The 14,336-nt window shown below is 68.9% G+C and carries 17 protein-coding genes; 5 read left to right on the top strand and 12 right to left on the bottom strand.

The annotated features are described in order from the left end of the window. Positions 1-16: 16 nt before the first annotated feature. Positions 17-622 carry a c-type cytochrome gene (locus CY658_RS31000; protein WP_101493821.1) on the top strand — a complete coding sequence of 202 codons (606 nt, stop codon included), beginning with the start codon at positions 17-19 and terminating at the stop codon, positions 620-622. Positions 623-713: 91 nt separating this feature from the next. Here the strand turns inward: CY658_RS31000 and CY658_RS31005 are convergent, their stop codons facing one another. The 4 genes from CY658_RS31005 to CY658_RS31020 form a co-directional block, all read right to left on the bottom strand. Beyond that, entirely contained in the window at positions 714-1,262 is a 549-nt protein-coding gene (locus CY658_RS31005) for a DUF2946 family protein (protein WP_101493822.1), read from the bottom strand. Next, positions 1,255-2,271 (bottom strand): YheT family hydrolase, encoded by a 1,017-nt coding sequence (locus CY658_RS31010; RefSeq protein ID WP_101493884.1) that lies wholly within the window; start codon positions 2,269-2,271, stop codon positions 1,255-1,257. Before CY658_RS31010 ends, CY658_RS31005 begins: the two co-directional genes overlap by 8 nt. 88 nt (positions 2,272-2,359) lie before the next feature. Next, entirely contained in the window at positions 2,360-2,812 is a 453-nt protein-coding gene (locus CY658_RS31015; protein WP_101493823.1) for a YybH family protein, read from the bottom strand. A gap of 52 nt (positions 2,813-2,864) precedes the next feature. Then, on the bottom strand, positions 2,865-3,668 hold the full coding sequence (locus CY658_RS31020; RefSeq protein ID WP_101493824.1) for a hypothetical protein: 804 nt from the start codon (positions 3,666-3,668) through the stop codon (positions 2,865-2,867). 47 nt (positions 3,669-3,715) lie between these two features. Between CY658_RS31020 and CY658_RS31025 the strand changes: the two genes are divergently transcribed. From CY658_RS31025 to trxC, 4 genes are all read left to right on the top strand, one after another. Then, positions 3,716-4,315: a LemA family protein gene (locus CY658_RS31025; protein ID WP_180839092.1), complete on the top strand. Its 600-nt coding sequence runs from the start codon at positions 3,716-3,718 to the stop codon at positions 4,313-4,315. Positions 4,316-4,327: 12 nt separating this feature from the next. Beyond that, on the top strand, positions 4,328-5,260 hold the full coding sequence (locus CY658_RS31030) for a TPM domain-containing protein (protein WP_101493825.1): 933 nt from the start codon (positions 4,328-4,330) through the stop codon (positions 5,258-5,260). 5 nt (positions 5,261-5,265) lie between these two features. Continuing rightward, positions 5,266-5,796 (top strand): TPM domain-containing protein, encoded by a 531-nt coding sequence (locus CY658_RS31035; RefSeq protein WP_101493826.1) that lies wholly within the window; start codon positions 5,266-5,268, stop codon positions 5,794-5,796. Positions 5,797-5,857: 61 nt separating this feature from the next. Further along, positions 5,858-6,307 carry a thioredoxin TrxC gene (trxC, locus tag CY658_RS31040; protein ID WP_101493827.1) on the top strand — a complete coding sequence of 150 codons (450 nt, stop codon included), beginning with the start codon at positions 5,858-5,860 and terminating at the stop codon, positions 6,305-6,307. A gap of 18 nt (positions 6,308-6,325) precedes the next feature. Here the strand turns inward: trxC and CY658_RS31045 are convergent, their stop codons facing one another. From CY658_RS31045 to CY658_RS31080, 8 genes are all read right to left on the bottom strand, one after another. Further along, positions 6,326-6,850, bottom strand: a complete 525-nt coding sequence (locus tag CY658_RS31045) for a DUF3617 domain-containing protein (RefSeq protein ID WP_101493828.1) — start codon at positions 6,848-6,850, stop codon at positions 6,326-6,328. A gap of 69 nt (positions 6,851-6,919) precedes the next feature. Continuing rightward, a complete protein-coding gene (locus tag CY658_RS31050) occupies positions 6,920-7,621 on the bottom strand; it encodes a phosphatase PAP2 family protein (protein WP_101493829.1) in 702 nt (233 codons plus the stop codon). Positions 7,622-7,676: 55 nt separating this feature from the next. Then, the gene (locus tag CY658_RS31055) at positions 7,677-8,807 is read right to left on the bottom strand and encodes a Gfo/Idh/MocA family protein (protein WP_180839098.1); all 1,131 of its coding nucleotides are present in this window, start codon (positions 8,805-8,807) and stop codon (positions 7,677-7,679) included. A gap of 37 nt (positions 8,808-8,844) precedes the next feature. Further along, positions 8,845-9,810: a substrate-binding domain-containing protein gene (locus CY658_RS31060; RefSeq protein ID WP_101493831.1), complete on the bottom strand. Its 966-nt coding sequence runs from the start codon at positions 9,808-9,810 to the stop codon at positions 8,845-8,847. Positions 9,811-9,949: 139 nt separating this feature from the next. After that, positions 9,950-10,993: an ABC transporter permease gene (locus tag CY658_RS31065; protein WP_101493832.1), complete on the bottom strand. Its 1,044-nt coding sequence runs from the start codon at positions 10,991-10,993 to the stop codon at positions 9,950-9,952. Next, a complete protein-coding gene (locus CY658_RS31070) occupies positions 10,956-12,494 on the bottom strand; it encodes a sugar ABC transporter ATP-binding protein (protein WP_101493833.1) in 1,539 nt (512 codons plus the stop codon). The genes CY658_RS31065 and CY658_RS31070 overlap by 38 nt, the downstream gene beginning before the upstream one ends. Then, a complete protein-coding gene (locus CY658_RS31075) occupies positions 12,491-13,660 on the bottom strand; it encodes an ROK family protein (RefSeq protein WP_101493886.1) in 1,170 nt (389 codons plus the stop codon). Before CY658_RS31075 ends, CY658_RS31070 begins: the two co-directional genes overlap by 4 nt. 251 nt (positions 13,661-13,911) lie before the next feature. Then, a complete protein-coding gene (locus tag CY658_RS31080; protein ID WP_056576453.1) occupies positions 13,912-14,331 on the bottom strand; it encodes a F0F1 ATP synthase subunit epsilon in 420 nt (139 codons plus the stop codon). Between the last annotated feature and the right edge of the window lie 5 nt (positions 14,332-14,336).

The raw sequence follows: 14,336 nt of genomic DNA on the forward strand, positions 1-14,336 counted from the left end.
CGTTATTGAGGACGCCATGAGCGCAGACCCGCACAACCAGGCCACAGAAGAAGCCCACACCGGCCCGATCAAGAACCCGAAGCAACTGCTGCTCGCGGTATTTTTCTCTTTCATCATTCCGATCCTGATCATCGTGGGCCTCGTGTCCTATGTGGTCTCGGGCACCAAGCCCGCCGGTACCGCGGAGGGCGACAACATGTCGCTCTACGGCGTGACCAAGGAATCGCGCGACCGTGAAGTGGCCGAGCGACTGAAGAAGGTCGGCTCCATCGAGATCCGTGACGCCAACCGGCCGCTGGCCGCCGGCGACGCCGTGTTCAAAGCCCAGTGCGTGGCCTGCCACGGCGCTCCCGGCATCCCCGGCGCCCCGCACCTGAACGATGCCGCAGCCTGGGGCCCGCGCATCGGCCAGGGCTACGCAACGCTGCTCGAGCACGCGCTCAAGGGCAAGGGCGCGATGCCCGCCCAGGGCGGTGGCGACTTCGAAGACATCGAAATCGGCCGTGCCGTGGTGTACCTGGCCAACGCCGGTGGCGCCAAGTTCCCGGTGCCGGACCGTCCGGCAGCGGCTGCCGCGCCGGCCGAAGGTGCTTCGGCTGCGGCCAGCGCGCCTGCCAAGTAAGCAATCGACGGCGCCCTGCGCCCATGAAAAAACCGGCCTGCAAGCCGGTTTTTTTACGCCCGGACGATCCGGAATGCTATCTTTTCAATAGCTACGCAGCCGCGCCGTCATGGCGCTCCGCCGGGCTCAGCACATGGCCGAAGCGCCCCGGCAGGTCGGCCGCCTGCACCGGCTCCGGCGTCCAGAGTCCTTGCTCGATCGCTTCGGCGGCGATGCCCACGTCCTGCGTGTGCACCAGCCCGAGCCCCGCCGGCGCGACCAGATAGAGCCGGCCCTCCTCGTCGAGCAGGCAACCGGTCACCTCGGCCGGCGCGCCCGTGTGGGCCGCGACCGAGAAGCCGCCGGCCGCCTCTTGCGCCACGCGCCACACCAGCGGCGCCGCCTCCAGCTCGACATACACGCGCTGCGGTCCGTTCTGGAAGAACCACTGGCCGTCGGCGTCGTGCTCGTAGTTGCGGTGAATGAAGTCGATCAGCTTGTCGTGCCGCAGCATCGAGCCCTTGGCGCTGCGAAACGGGCCCTGCGCCTGCGTGCGGTCGTCGCGCATGTACCAGTTGCCGCGCGCGTCCAGGCCCAGCCAGCCGTAGCAGTGCGGCACGTTCGGCCATTTGGCCAAGGCTTGTTTGACGATGTCATCCATGGGTCGTATTTTGCGCGCGCACCGACGAGAGGTGGTAGGCCAGCCACCCGCCGACGCTCTCGGGCATCCCGCCCACATGCCCCGGCGGCAGGCCGAGCGGAAAACCCACATGCCCGCCGCCCGCGGGCTGCCACAGCGTGACGTGCGAGCCGACCTCGTTCGGCCCCGGCAGGCTGCGGGCCGGAATGAAGGGATCGTTGCGGGCGTTCACCACCAGCGCGGGCACGCGGATCGCGCCCAGCAGCGGCTTGGAGGAGCCGCGCGCCCAGTAGTCGTCGGTGTTGCGAAAACCGTGCAGCGGCGCGGTGAACACGTCGTCGAAGTCGTAGAGATCGCGCGCCGCCATCAGCCGGTCGCGGTCGAACAGGCCGGGGAACTGCGCCAGCTTGGCCAGCGCCTTGGGCTTCATGGTCGCGAGGAACATGCGCGTGTAGACCAGCCGGTTGAAGCCGCGCCCGATCGCCTCGCCGCCCGCCGCGAGGTCGAGCGGCGCGCACACCGACGCCACCGCGTCGACCGAGGCGCGCGCGGTCTCGCCCGCTTCGCAGGCCCAGCGCAGCAGCGCATTGCCACCCAGCGAGACGCCGGCCGCCAGCACCGGCCCGCCGCCGCCCTGCACCACGTGCTGTGCGTGCATGCGCCGCAGGATCCAGTCGATCTCCTCGTAATCGCCCGAGTGGTAGGCACGCGGCGCGAGGTTCAGCTCGCCGCTGCAGCCGCGAAAGTGCGGCACCGCGAAGGCCATGCCGCGCGATGCGGCAAAGGCCGCGAAGGCCTCGGCATAGTGGCTGCGCGACGAGCCCTCGAGCCCATGAAACAGCACCAGCAGCGGCCGGGGCCCGGGCTGCGGCGCGTCGACAAAGTCGACATCGACAAAATCGCCGTCCGGCGCGGTCCAGCGCTCACGGCGGTACACCGGCGCCGGCCCGTCGAAGCGGCGTGCCCCCAGCGCGGCCCAGATGGTCTGCAGGTTGCCGCCGGGCAGCCAGCGCGGCGCGGTGTAACCCATGGCGCCGTGCACGTCGTGCGCAGCGGGCGACGCGGAAGTCGGTGCAAACGAAGAAGAAGGAAAGGGAGAGGCCATCGCTCAGAGGGCTTCAGTGAAGAACCTGCGGCGGATCGTTCGCGTCGTCCGGCTCGCGCGCGCTGCCCGGGCTCGCGTGGTGCGCCACCATGCGCCAGCCCTGCGCGGTCTTGTGATAGACGTTGGTGGCCAGCACGAAGGCATGGCGCGGGCCCTCGGCCGTGAGCACTTCGATGCGCTCCAGCACGTTGTGCACGGCACTCGCGAGCGACTCGATCTTGCGCACGCGCGCCGGCGTCGCATGGATGGCCCCGTTGCCGAACATCTGCTCGAAGGCCGCGCGGATCGCCACTGCGCCCACAAGCCGCGGGCCGCCGGGGTGGACGCAAAACACCTCGTCCTCGTCGGCCCAGCAGGCCATCAGCGCATCGACATCGCCGCGTTGCAGCGCTTCGTAGAAAGCGGCCTCGACATCGTCGGCAGTGCCGCCGATGGCCGCGGCGGCGCGGAAAGGGGTCTTGGGCATGGCGGTGAAGGGCGAGAGCGAAGGGGGTAGACCGGATTTTGCCCTGCCCATGTCACGGCCATGTGGCAGCCGGTGACGGGGCAGTGGGTACCTCGGGGGCAGACGCGGGAATGAGCCACGCGCGCGCCGCCGCCTCGGTGGCGCCCTGCGCGGCCTGCCACACCATCTCGGGCGCGGCCACATGCACGCCGGGCGGCGCCACGCGCAGCGCGAGGTCGACCAGCTCGGCCATCCTGGACGCGCGCACCGGCTGCTCGTTGGCCGGCACCATGAACCGCATGATCGACAGCATCCAGGCCGCCAGCCGCTCGCCCACGTTGGCCAGGCGCACGGCGGTGGGCTTGCGCGCCGAGCGCAGCAGGATCACGCGCTCGAAGCCGCAGGCGACCACGGCCTGCTCGTCGAGGCTGGCCAGTCCGCGCTTGAGCGCCTCGGGCAGCCGGCCGCGGTCGTGCGGCTGCACGATGGCCAGCGTGCGCACGCCGCTGGCGCGCAGCCAGCGCGCCAGTTCGGGTAGGTCGGCAGGGTCGGGGTGCCACAGCGCACGCTCGCGGCCGTGGTACAGGCGCGGCGGATCGAAGGCGACCACCGCGACATCGGCCGCGACCGGCGGCCACTGCGCAATCGGCAGCGCCGGGCACAGAACACTTTCGACACCGGGCAGACCGTCGTGCATCGGTTCGCGCGCCAGCACGCGCGTGCGCCGGAAGCGATGGCGGCCCGCGAGCCGGTGCAGCAACTCCTGCCCGAGCGCGCCGGTCGCGCCCGCAATCAGCAGCGTGCCGACGGGCGGCGCGGCAACGGTCGGCACCGCGCGGTTCGCGGCTTGCAGGGCGTGGAGCGGATCGAGGGCCATGACCCCGTCTATGCTAACTTCGGCCTTCTTCTGCGGAGGTAATGCAAATGATGATGAAGCGCTGGTTCCTGATTCTCGCGGCCGTCCTGTCCCTCAGCGGATGCGGCTACAACGACTTCCAATCCCTCGACGAGGCCAGCAAGTCGGCCTGGAGCGAAGTCCTCAACCAGTACCAGCGGCGTGCCGACCTCGTGCCGAACATCGTCGCCACCGTGAAGGGCGAGGCCAGCTTCGAGCAGGACACGCTCACCAAGGTGATCGAGGCACGCGCCAAGGCCACCTCGATCCAGGTGACGCCCGAGACGCTCAACAACCCCGAAGCCTTCAACAAGTTCCAGCAGGCACAGGGCGAGCTCTCGTCGGCGCTGTCGCGGCTGATGGTGGTGGCCGAGCGCTACCCCGACCTCAAGGCCAACCAGGCCTTCCGCGACCTGCGCGTGACGCTCGAGGGCACCGAGAACCGCATCACCGTGGCGCGCAACCGCTACATCGAGAGCGTGCAGGAGTACAACGTGCTCGCGCGCAGCTTCCCGACCAACCTCACGGCCATGGTCTTCAGCTACAAGCCCAAGGCGAACTTCTCGGTGCAGAACGAAGCCCAGATCTCGACACCGCCCACGGTCGATTTCGGCGCCCCGAAAAAGTAAGAAGCGGCGCCGATGGCCGCTGCCCTGATCCGCCGCGCACTGGCTGCGATCCTTGTCGCAGCCCTCGCGTGGGCCGGCCTGCCCGCACTGGCGCAAAGCCTGCTGCCGATCCCCGCGCTCACCGCGCGCGTGATCGACCAGACCGCCACGCTCGACGCCGCACATCGCTCGGGCCTCGAGACCAAGCTCGCGGCCTTCGAGCAGCGCAAGGGCTCGCAGATCGTGGTGCTGATGGTGCCGACCACGGCGCCCGAAGACATCGCGAGCTACACGCAGCGCGTGGGCGACACCTGGAAAATCGGTCGCAAGGGCGTGGGCGACGGCCTCCTCGTGATCGTCGCCAAGGACGATCGCAAGATGCGCATCGCCACCGCCAAGACGCTCGAAGGCGTGGTGCCCGACCTCGCGGCCGTGCGCATCATCGACGAGGAGATGAAGCCGCGCTTTCGCAACAACGACTTCGCGGGCGGCCTCAACGCGGCGGTCGACCGGCTCATCGGGCTCGTCGACGGCGAGCCGCTGCCCGAGCCTTCACGCAGCAGCAGTAGCAGCGGTTCAAGCAGCAACGACGGCTTCGACTGGGAGAACCTCGCGATCTTCCTGTTCGTCGGTGTCTTCGTCGGCGCGCCGATCGCGCGCGCCATCCTGGGCAAGACCATGGGCTCGGTCGCCATGGGCGGCGGCATCGGCGTGGTCGCGTTCTTCCTCACGACCAGCACGGTCATCGCGGTGATTGCCGGGATGGTCGCGCTCATGGTCTCGCTGTTCTCCGGCCTCGCCGGGTTTGGTCCCGGCCGCGGCGGCAGAGGAGGAGGCGGCGGCGGCGGCTGGAGCAGCGGTGGTGGAGGCGGTGGCTGGGGCGGAGGTGGCGGGGGTGGCGGCGGAGGTTTCAGCTCCGGCGGCGGTGGCAATTTCGGTGGCGGCGGCGCTTCGGGAGACTGGTGAGAAACATGGCAACTGCAGATCCCACGTTCTTCTCGAAGCTGGGCCGCATCTGGCGGCATCTCTGGACCGACGAAGCCGCGGTGCGCCGCGTGCTGCCGACCGACGCAATGGAGCGCCTGGCCGGCCGCGTGGCCGCGAGCGAGCGGCGCCACAGCGGCGAGGTCCGCATCTGCGTCGAAGCCGGCCTGCCGATGTCGTACCTGTGGCGCCACGCATCGCCCCGCGAGCGCGCCGTCGCGATGTTCGGCAAGCTGCGCGTGTGGGACACCGCGCACAACAACGGCGTGCTCATCTACCTGCTGCTGGCCGAGCACGCCATCGAGATCGTGGCCGACCGCGGCATCGACGCCCACGTGGGCAGCGCCGAATGGGCCGCGATGACGCAGCGCATGGGCACGGCCTTTCGCGAAGGCCGCTTCGAGGACGGCATCACGCTGGCGCTGGAAGAGGTGTCGGCGCTGCTGATGACCCACTTCCCGCTGGCCGAGAACCAGCCCGACACCAACGAGCTGCCCGACGCGCCCGTGGTGCTCTGAGGCCCGGCGCCCTGCGCGCCCGTGCCTTGCAATTCGCGCACACGGCCCCTATTTTTCGGGCATGACCGAATCCGAATCGCTGCACATCGTCTGCCCGCACTGCCACACGACCAACCGGGTGCGCACGGTGCAACTGGGCAGCGCGCCCGACTGCGGCAGCTGCCACCGCCCGCTGTTCACCGGCCACTCGACCGCGCTGCCCGACGTGACCACCTTCGACCGCCACATCGCGCGCAACGAGATTCCGGTGCTGGTCGATTTCTGGGCGCCTTGGTGCGGCCCGTGCCGCCAGATGGCGCCGGCCTACGAGCAGGCGGCGACCCAGCTCGAACCGCACGTGCGGCTGGCCAAGGTCGACACCGAGGCGGTGCAGGCGCTGGGCGCGCGCTTCAACATCCGCAGCATTCCGACGCTGGCGCTGTTCAAGGGCGGGCGCGAGGTCGCGCGGCAGGCCGGCGCGATGGGCGCGGCTGACATCGTGCGCTGGGTCAAGGCCAACGGCGCGGGCTGATCCCACAACCGGCGGCGCTCACTTGCGCGGCGGCATCTTCGCCATCGCGTCGAGCAGGTTCATCTTCATGCCGTTGCCCATGACCATGTCGCCCGGCTTCTGGCCGGGCTTGCAGGGGCCGACCCACTTGGCGTCGATGACGCTCGTGCCTTCGGTGCGGCCCATCAGCGGCGGGCTGTAGGTCGACTTGCTCTCCACGCGGTAGGCGCTGCTGAAGTCGCCGCTCATCACGGCGCGCGAGGTCGCGGTGGTGGGGCCGATCTTGCAGTCCGAGTCGATGACGAGCTTCACGCCTTCAAGGCGCAGCTCCTGCTTGGAGCACATGTCCTTGCCCATGCCCTGGCCCATCTCGCGCATCGCCTTGTCGGTGGCCGCGTCGATGCATTGCTGGATCGTCTGGGCCGGCGTCTTGGCCGTGGCCGCGCCGCCCTCACCGGTCTGGATTTCCCACAGGCCCGGCTTGCGCGCGGGGTAGTCGATGGCGAACGCGGGGCCGGCCAGGAGGCAGGCTGCGGCGGCAATGGAGCGCAGGCGAAAGGTCATGGCGGGCTCGGTGAACGGCGATGCCGATTTGTACCGTCGGCGCCTGCGCGGCGGAATACCGCGATCGGTCTACGCCGCGCGCGCCGCGACCGGGGCCAGAGCGGCCGACGGGCGCTCACGCAGCGCGAAGCCCATCGCCAGGCCCAGCCCGAGGCCGCCCAGCACATCGATCAGCACATGCTGGCGCACGGCCATCGTCGAGTACACGATGGCCACGGCCCACACGACATTGAGCAGCCGCAGCCAGCCCGGCGCGCCGGCCTCGCGCAGCTGCCGCACCAGCACAAGACAAGCGAACACCGAGAACGACACATGCAATGACGGAAAGGCGTTGCCCGCCGCATCGAAGGTCTTGAGGAAATGCAGCGACGAGCCCGGTGCGGCATCGATCGCGAAGTTCGGGATCGCCGTGGGCATCCACCAGAACACGGCCAATGCGATCACCGTCATCACGGCGCAGCCGATGGCGATGGTGTTCAGCTCGCGCCGGTCCTTGGCCAGCAGCACCGGCAGCGCGATGTAGGCCCACAGCGTGAGATACACCGGCAGCATCGCCGGCCAGAACGCGATCAGCCGGTCGACGGCCGTGAGCGGCAACACCCACGCCGGCCCGGCGTGGTGCATGACCCAGAAGTACAGCGGAAAGAAGCCCAGCGTGGCGACGGTGTTGCCGGCCAGCTTGAGCAGCCACAGCGTCTGGCAGCGCTGCCAGAGGGCGCGCGGCCAAGGCAGCGGCGAAGGGGCGTCGAAAGAAGAGGAAGAGTGCGTCATGGTGGCCGCTGGTGCCACGCCCTGCCCCGCATGGATCAGCGGGGCCTGTGCGCAGCTACCAGGGCGTCCACTTTAATTCGCTGGCGGCCGATGCCACCGTGCGTTCGATGAAACGCACGCCGCGCGCACCGTCTTCCACGCGCGGATAGTCGGCCGCGAGCGGGTCGGCCACCTGCCCCGCGAGCCGCGCGCGGATGTCCGCTGCCACGCCCGCATAGACGTTCGCGAACGCCTCGATGAAGCCTTCCGGATGGCCGGCCGGCAGGCGGCTCGCGCGCCGCGCCGACTCGCACAGCCAGGGCGCACCGCGCGTGAGCAGGCGCCGGGGCCCGTCGTGCGGCAGGTGCACGAGCTGGCTCGGCTGCTCCTGGCGCCATTCGAGCGTGCCCAGCGTACCGGAGACGCGCAGGCGCAGGTCGTTCTCCAGCCCGGTGTTGATCTGCGAGGCCACCAGCACGCCGCGCGCGCCGCCCCGGAAGCGCAGCAGCAGGCTGCCGTCGTCGTCGAGCATGCGGCCCGGCACCAGTGCGCCGAGGTCGGCGCAGAGGCTTTCGATGTCGAGGCCGGTGACGGTGGCGACGAGGTTCTCGGCATGCGAGCCGATGTCGCCGATGGCGCCCGCCGCGCCGCTGCGTGCGGGGTCGGTGCGCCAGTCGGCCTGCTTGTTGCCGCCCGCGGCTTCCACATGGCTGGCGAGCCAGCCCTGGTTGTATTCGACGACGACCTTGCGGACCTCGCCGATCTCGCCCGTGCGCACCATCTCGCGCGCCTGCCGCACCATCGGGTAGCCGGTGTAGTTGTAGGTGACGCCGAACACCGTGCCCTGCTTCGCCACGGTGGCGACCAGCGCATCGGCTTGGTCGCGCGTGTGCACCAGCGGCTTGTCGCACACCACGTGAAAGCCGGCTTCCGCGAAAGCCTGTGCCACGGGGTAGTGCACGTGGTTGGGCGTGACGATCGAGACGAAGTCGATGCGCTCATCGGCCGGGCGCTTCAGCTCGTCGGCCAGCAGCGCCTGCCAGTCGCCGTGGTTGCGGTCGTCGGCCAGGCCGAGGTCGCGGCCCGAGGCGCGCGCCTTGTCCGGGCTCGACGACAGCGCGCCGGCGACCAGCGCGATCTGGCCATCGAGCGCCATGGCCTTGCGGTGCACGGCGCCGATGAAGGCGTCGCGACCGCCGCCGACCATAGCGCAGCGCAGGGGACGTGAAGCGATCTCGGTCACCTTAGAACGGCGAATTGGGATGGTAGAAATCCTTGGCGTTCTCTTTGGTGATCAGCACCGACGGAATGATCGTCGTCGCCGGCAGCTTCTCGCCCTTCAGGCGCGCTTCGGCCGTGAGCTTGATCGCGTCGTAGATGAACTTGGGCGAGTAGCTCACGTCGGCACCGATGCGCTTGTCCTTGCCGTCCATGATGGTCTTGACCATGTCCTTGGCGCCGGCGCCGCCGAACACGATCTTGATGTCGTCGCGCTTGGCTTGCGAGATGGCCTTGAGCACGCCCACGGCCATGTCGTCGTCGGCGGCCCAGATGGCGTCGATCTGCTTGAAGCGCGTCAGGTAGTCCTGCGTGACCTTGAAGGCGTCGTCGCGGTTCCAGTTGGCGTACTTGGCATCGAGCAGCTTGATGTCGGGGCTGCCCTTGAGCACGGCGTTGAAGGCGTCCATGCGCTCGTTGTCGAGCGTGGTCGCGATGCCGCGCAGAGCAACCACATTGCCCTTGCCGCCGAGCTGCTTGACGATGTACTCGGCCGGGATCCTGCCGAAGGCCGTGTTGTCGCCCGCCACGTAAGCGTCTTGCGCGCTGGTGTCGGTGAGGCCGCGGTCGACCACGGTGACGTACGCGCCCTTGGCCTTGACCTGCGCGACCGGCTTGGTCAGCGCCGCCGATTCAAAGGGGAACACGACGAGCGCGTTGATCTTGGTGACCGTCGACAGGTCTTGCAGCTGGTTGGCCTGCTCGGGCGCATTGGCTGCGGTCTTGATCGTGATCTTCAGGTCCTTGTGCTGCTTCTCGAGGTCCTTCTTCGCCTGGTTGGCCCAGTAGTTGATGCCGCCCATGAAGCTGTGCGTGGCCGCGGGAATCGACACGCCGAGGTTGACCTTTTCCGCGGCAAGCGCGGGCAGGCTGGCGGCGAACGCTGCGGTGGCAACCGCCGTGAGCGCGAGGCGTCGGGTGAAAGTCGTCATGCTGGATGTCTCCTCTTTGGTGGTGGAACGGAACGAACGGAAAACTTGCGGCCGAGCGCCGGGCCGCCCCAAGCCGGCCGCGCCTCCCCCTCGGGGGGTGGAGTTACACGAGCGCAGCGAGTGAAAAGCCGGGGGGCCATCATCTGCGTCCGCGTTGAAGGAACGCGACGACGATGATCACGAAGCCCTGGACAGCAGCGTTCAGGTACACGCTGATGATGCTGGTGAGGTTCAGGATGTTGCTGATGACCGAGAGCAGAATCGCGCCCACCACCGTGCCGGTGATGCTGCCCGCGCCGCCCTTCAACGCGGTGCCGCCGACGATCACCGCGGCGATCGCTTCGAGCTCCCACAGCAGGCCGGTGGTCGGCGAGGCCGAGCCCAGGCGCGGCACGTACAGCAGCGTGGCGATGCCCACGCACACGCCGAGCAGCACGTAGGTGAGGATCTTCACGCGGTCGACGTCCACGGCCGCGTAACGCGCCACCTGCTCGTTGGAACCGATGGCCTGCACGTAGCGCCCGTAGGCCGTGCGGTTGAGGATGACGCCACCGATGATCGCCACGATCACGAACACCCACACCGGCACCGGGATGCCCGCAAGGCTCGCGTAGTACACCGGCGCATAGAGATCGGACAGCTCGTTGTCGAGCGTGAGCGCACCGCCATCGGCAAAGTACGTGAGGTAGGCGCGGAAGATGCCGAGCGTGCCCAGCGTCACGATGAAGGGCTCGATACGGCCCTTGGTGATGAGCAGGCCGTGCGCCAGACCGAACAGTGCACCGAGCACCACGGCGAGCACCGCGCCCATCATCACTGCCATCAGCGGCGAGCCCGAGGCGGGGCCGGCCCAGTTGATGAACATGATCACGCTGCCCGCGATGAGCGCGGCCATCGAACCCACCGACAGGTCGATGCCGCCCGAGATGATCACGAAGCACATGCCCACCGCGATGATGCCGATGAAGGCCGTGCGCGTGAGCACGTTCATCGCGTTGTCGACGGTGGCGAAGTCGCTGTTGAGCAGCGTGCCTGCGATGCACAGCAGCACGAGGCCGATGACCGGACCGAGGCCGTGCAGGCGCTCGGTCCAGCGCGGCTTGGCCTCGCTGCGGTGCGCTGCTGCTGCAGTTGCTGCGGCCGCTTCAGGCTGCGGTGGAGGTGTCTGCGGTTCCGGTGGCATGAGCGATGAGCTCCTCTTCAGTCAGGTGGGTCGCGTCCAGCGTGGCAACGAGCCGGCCCGCGCGCATCACCGCGACGCGGTGGCACAGGCCGATCAGTTCCATCAGCTCGGACGAGACGACGATCACCGCGAGGCCTTCGCGGGCGAGTCGCTGGATCAGGAAATAGATGTCGCGCTTGGCGCCCACGTCGACACCGCGCGTGGGCTCGTCGAGCACCACCACCTTGGGCTGCGGCTGCAGCACCTTGGCGAGCGCGAGCTTCTGCTGGTTGCCGCCCGACAGCGACGAGGCGCGCACGTCGAGCGAGCCGGTGCGGATGCCGTAGTCCTTCACCGCCTCGCCGAGCGCGAGCCGTTCGGCGTCGGGCTTCAGCCAGGGCTGCGCGTAGCGCTCGAGGGCCATCAGCGTGAGGTTCTGGCGCAGGCCGAAGTGCACGTGCAGGCCCTTGCCCTTGCGGTCTTCGCTGAGGTAGGTGAGGCCGTGTTTCGCGGCATCGCGCGGGTTGCGCCAGCCCTTGCCGTGCGGCACGGGCTCGCCGCGCATCTCGACGGTGCCGCTGGCGGGGCGCAGCCCGAGCAGGCCTTCGAACAGCTCGGTGCGGCCCGCACCGACGAGGCCCGCGAAGCCGAGGATTTCGCCGGGGCGCACCTCGAAGCTCGCGTCCTGCGCCCAGCCGGGCACGCTGAAATTGCGCACGCGCAAGGCGGGCTTGTCGGCCGCCACGACGAGGTCGCGCGGCGGGTACAGGTCGGCCAGTTCGCGGCCCACCATGAGGTTCGCCATCTGCTGGCGCGAGACCTCGGGCGTGGGCGCGCGCGCCACGAAGCGGCCGTCGCGCATCACGATCACCTCGTCGGTGACCTGCTCCACTTCGTCGAGCTTGTGCGAGATGTAGACGATGGTCACGCCGTCGGCGCGCAGTTGCGCGATGAGCTTGAACAGGCGCTCGGTCTCGCCGGGCGTGAGCGTGGCGGTGGGCTCGTCCATGACGAGCAGGCGCGCGCGGCGGGCGATGGCTTTCGCGATCTCGACGAGCTGTTTCTCGGCGACGATGAGGCGGCGCACCTTGGTGCGCGGGTCGATGGCCAGGCCGACGGCGGCGAGCGCGGCGGCGGCGTCGCGCTCCATCGCGGCGTCGTCGAGCAGGAACCCCTTTTTCTTTTCGTGGCCGAGGAAGATGTTCTGCGCCACGCTGAGGTCTTCGGCGAGGTTGAACTCCTGGTGGATCAACACGATGCCCAACGCCTCGGCATCGCGCGAGCTCGTGAAGGTTTGCGGCTGGCCGTTGATGCGCAACGTGCCGCTGGTCAGCGACTCGTAGCCCGACAGGATCTTCATCAGCGTGGACTTGCCCGCGCCGTTCTCGCCGAGCAGGCCGTACACGCGACCCGGCGCGAGCGCAAAGCTCACGCCGTGCAGCACCTGCACGGGGCCGAAAGCCTTCACCACGGCATCGAACTCGACGGCCACGCTGCCCTTGATGGTTTCCACGGCGGTCATGGCGCCACCCCTCGGGCCTTGAGCGTTTCCTGCATCGCCAGCACGCCCGCGCCGACGAGGCCGCCCTGCGTACCGAGCGGCGTGTACTGAATCTCGAGGTGCCGCGTCGACAGCGCGAGCGAGCGCTGGTAGACGCTCTGGCGCACCGCCGCGAGAAACAGCGGCCCGATGCGCGTGATGCCGCCTCCGATGAACACGTGCGACGGATTGAAGAAGTTGACGACCGACGCGAGCATCTGCCCGATGAGGCTGCCCGCGCGCTGGATGATGGCGTTGGCCGCCGGGTCGCCGCCGCGGCTGGCTTGGCCCACGTCGAAGGCATCGATGCGCCCGCGCGTGCGCAGGCACTCAGCCAGCGTCGCACTTTCGCCGGCTTCGGCCGCCTGCATCGCCATGCGCGTGATCGCAGGGCCGGCCGCCATCGCCTCGACGCAGCCCAGGTTGCCGCAATGGCAGCGCGGACCTTCCTGGTCGACGCAGATGTGGCCCACGTCGCCGGCCGAACCGGCGGCGCCGCGGTACACCTCGCCGTGGCAGACGATGCCGCAGCCAATGCCGGTGCCGATCTTGATCACGAGGAAATTCGAGAGCGAGCGACGCAGCCGCCACAGTTCGCCGAGCGCCATCAGGTTGACGTCGTTGTCGACGAACACCGGCGCGGCATAGTCTTCACGCAGGTAGTCGCGGATCGAGAAGCTGTCCCACGCCGGCATGAGCGGTGGGTTCACGAGCTGGCCGATCTCGAAGTTGACCGGGCCGGGCACGCCGATGCCGATGCCCATGACGTTGCGTGCGCCCTGCCCGCAACGCGCGAGCAACTCGCGCATCAGCACGCGCACACGGGCCAGCACCACGGCCGGGCCTTCGCGCACGTCGGCGGCTTCTTCGTGCTGGGCCAGCACCGTGAGGTCGGGGCGCAGCACCGCGACGTCGAGGCTGGTGGCGCCGATGTCGATGCCCACGAGCACGCCGAGTTCGCCATTGAGCTGAAGGTTTTCGGCGCGCCGACCGCCCGAGGAGCGCTGCAGGCCGGCTTCGGCCAGCAGGCCTTGGTCGACGAGGCCGGCGATCAGGCCGTTGGCCTTGCTCTTGGAGAAGCCGAGCTGTTCGGCCATGGCATGGCGCGAGCCGCCGGCCGACCAGAAGGTCGATTCCAGCAACCGCATTTCGTCGGTCGTGATGCCGCTCCAGGGTGCCACGCGTTTGTCTCCGCTCTTTTTTGGAAAGGCGCCGGTCGAACGATCAGACGATCGGCCGCCGGGCGAAGGCGAATACTAGGAGCGCATCTTCAGCCGGGCAAGGCTTAACTTCGACCTATTTCAAACCAAACAAGCACGCGATCTGGAAAGGGCGGACGAAAAAAAGCCACCCGAGGGTGGCTTTTTCTTTGCTTCGACCCGAAGGCAGCGGCTTTGATTTACTTCTTCTGGCGGTACTTGCGCAGCGCAGCGATCTGCGCAGCCATCACGGCCAGTTCCGACTGCGCCATCGCGATGTCGATGTCGCTCTTGGCGTTCTTCAGCGCTTCCTCGGCGGCCGCCTTGGCTTGGTTGGCCTTCTCGTCGTCGAGGTCCTTGCCGCGGATTGCGGTGTCGGACAGCACGGTGACGGCGTCAGGCTGCACTTCGAGAATGCCGCCGGCCACGAAGACGAACTCTTCGCCGCCGTCAGCCGTTTCGATGCGCACGGCACCGGGGCGGATGCGCGTGATCAGCGGCGTGTGACGCGGATAGATGCCGAGCTCACCGGCTTCACCGGGCAGCGCGACGAACGTGGCTTCGCCCGAGAAGATCGACTCTTCTGCGCTGACCACATCGACGTGAATGGTGTTGGCCATCTGAG

The organism is Variovorax sp. RO1 (assembly GCF_002849325.1).
Classification (GTDB): domain Bacteria; phylum Pseudomonadota; class Gammaproteobacteria; order Burkholderiales; family Burkholderiaceae_C; genus Variovorax.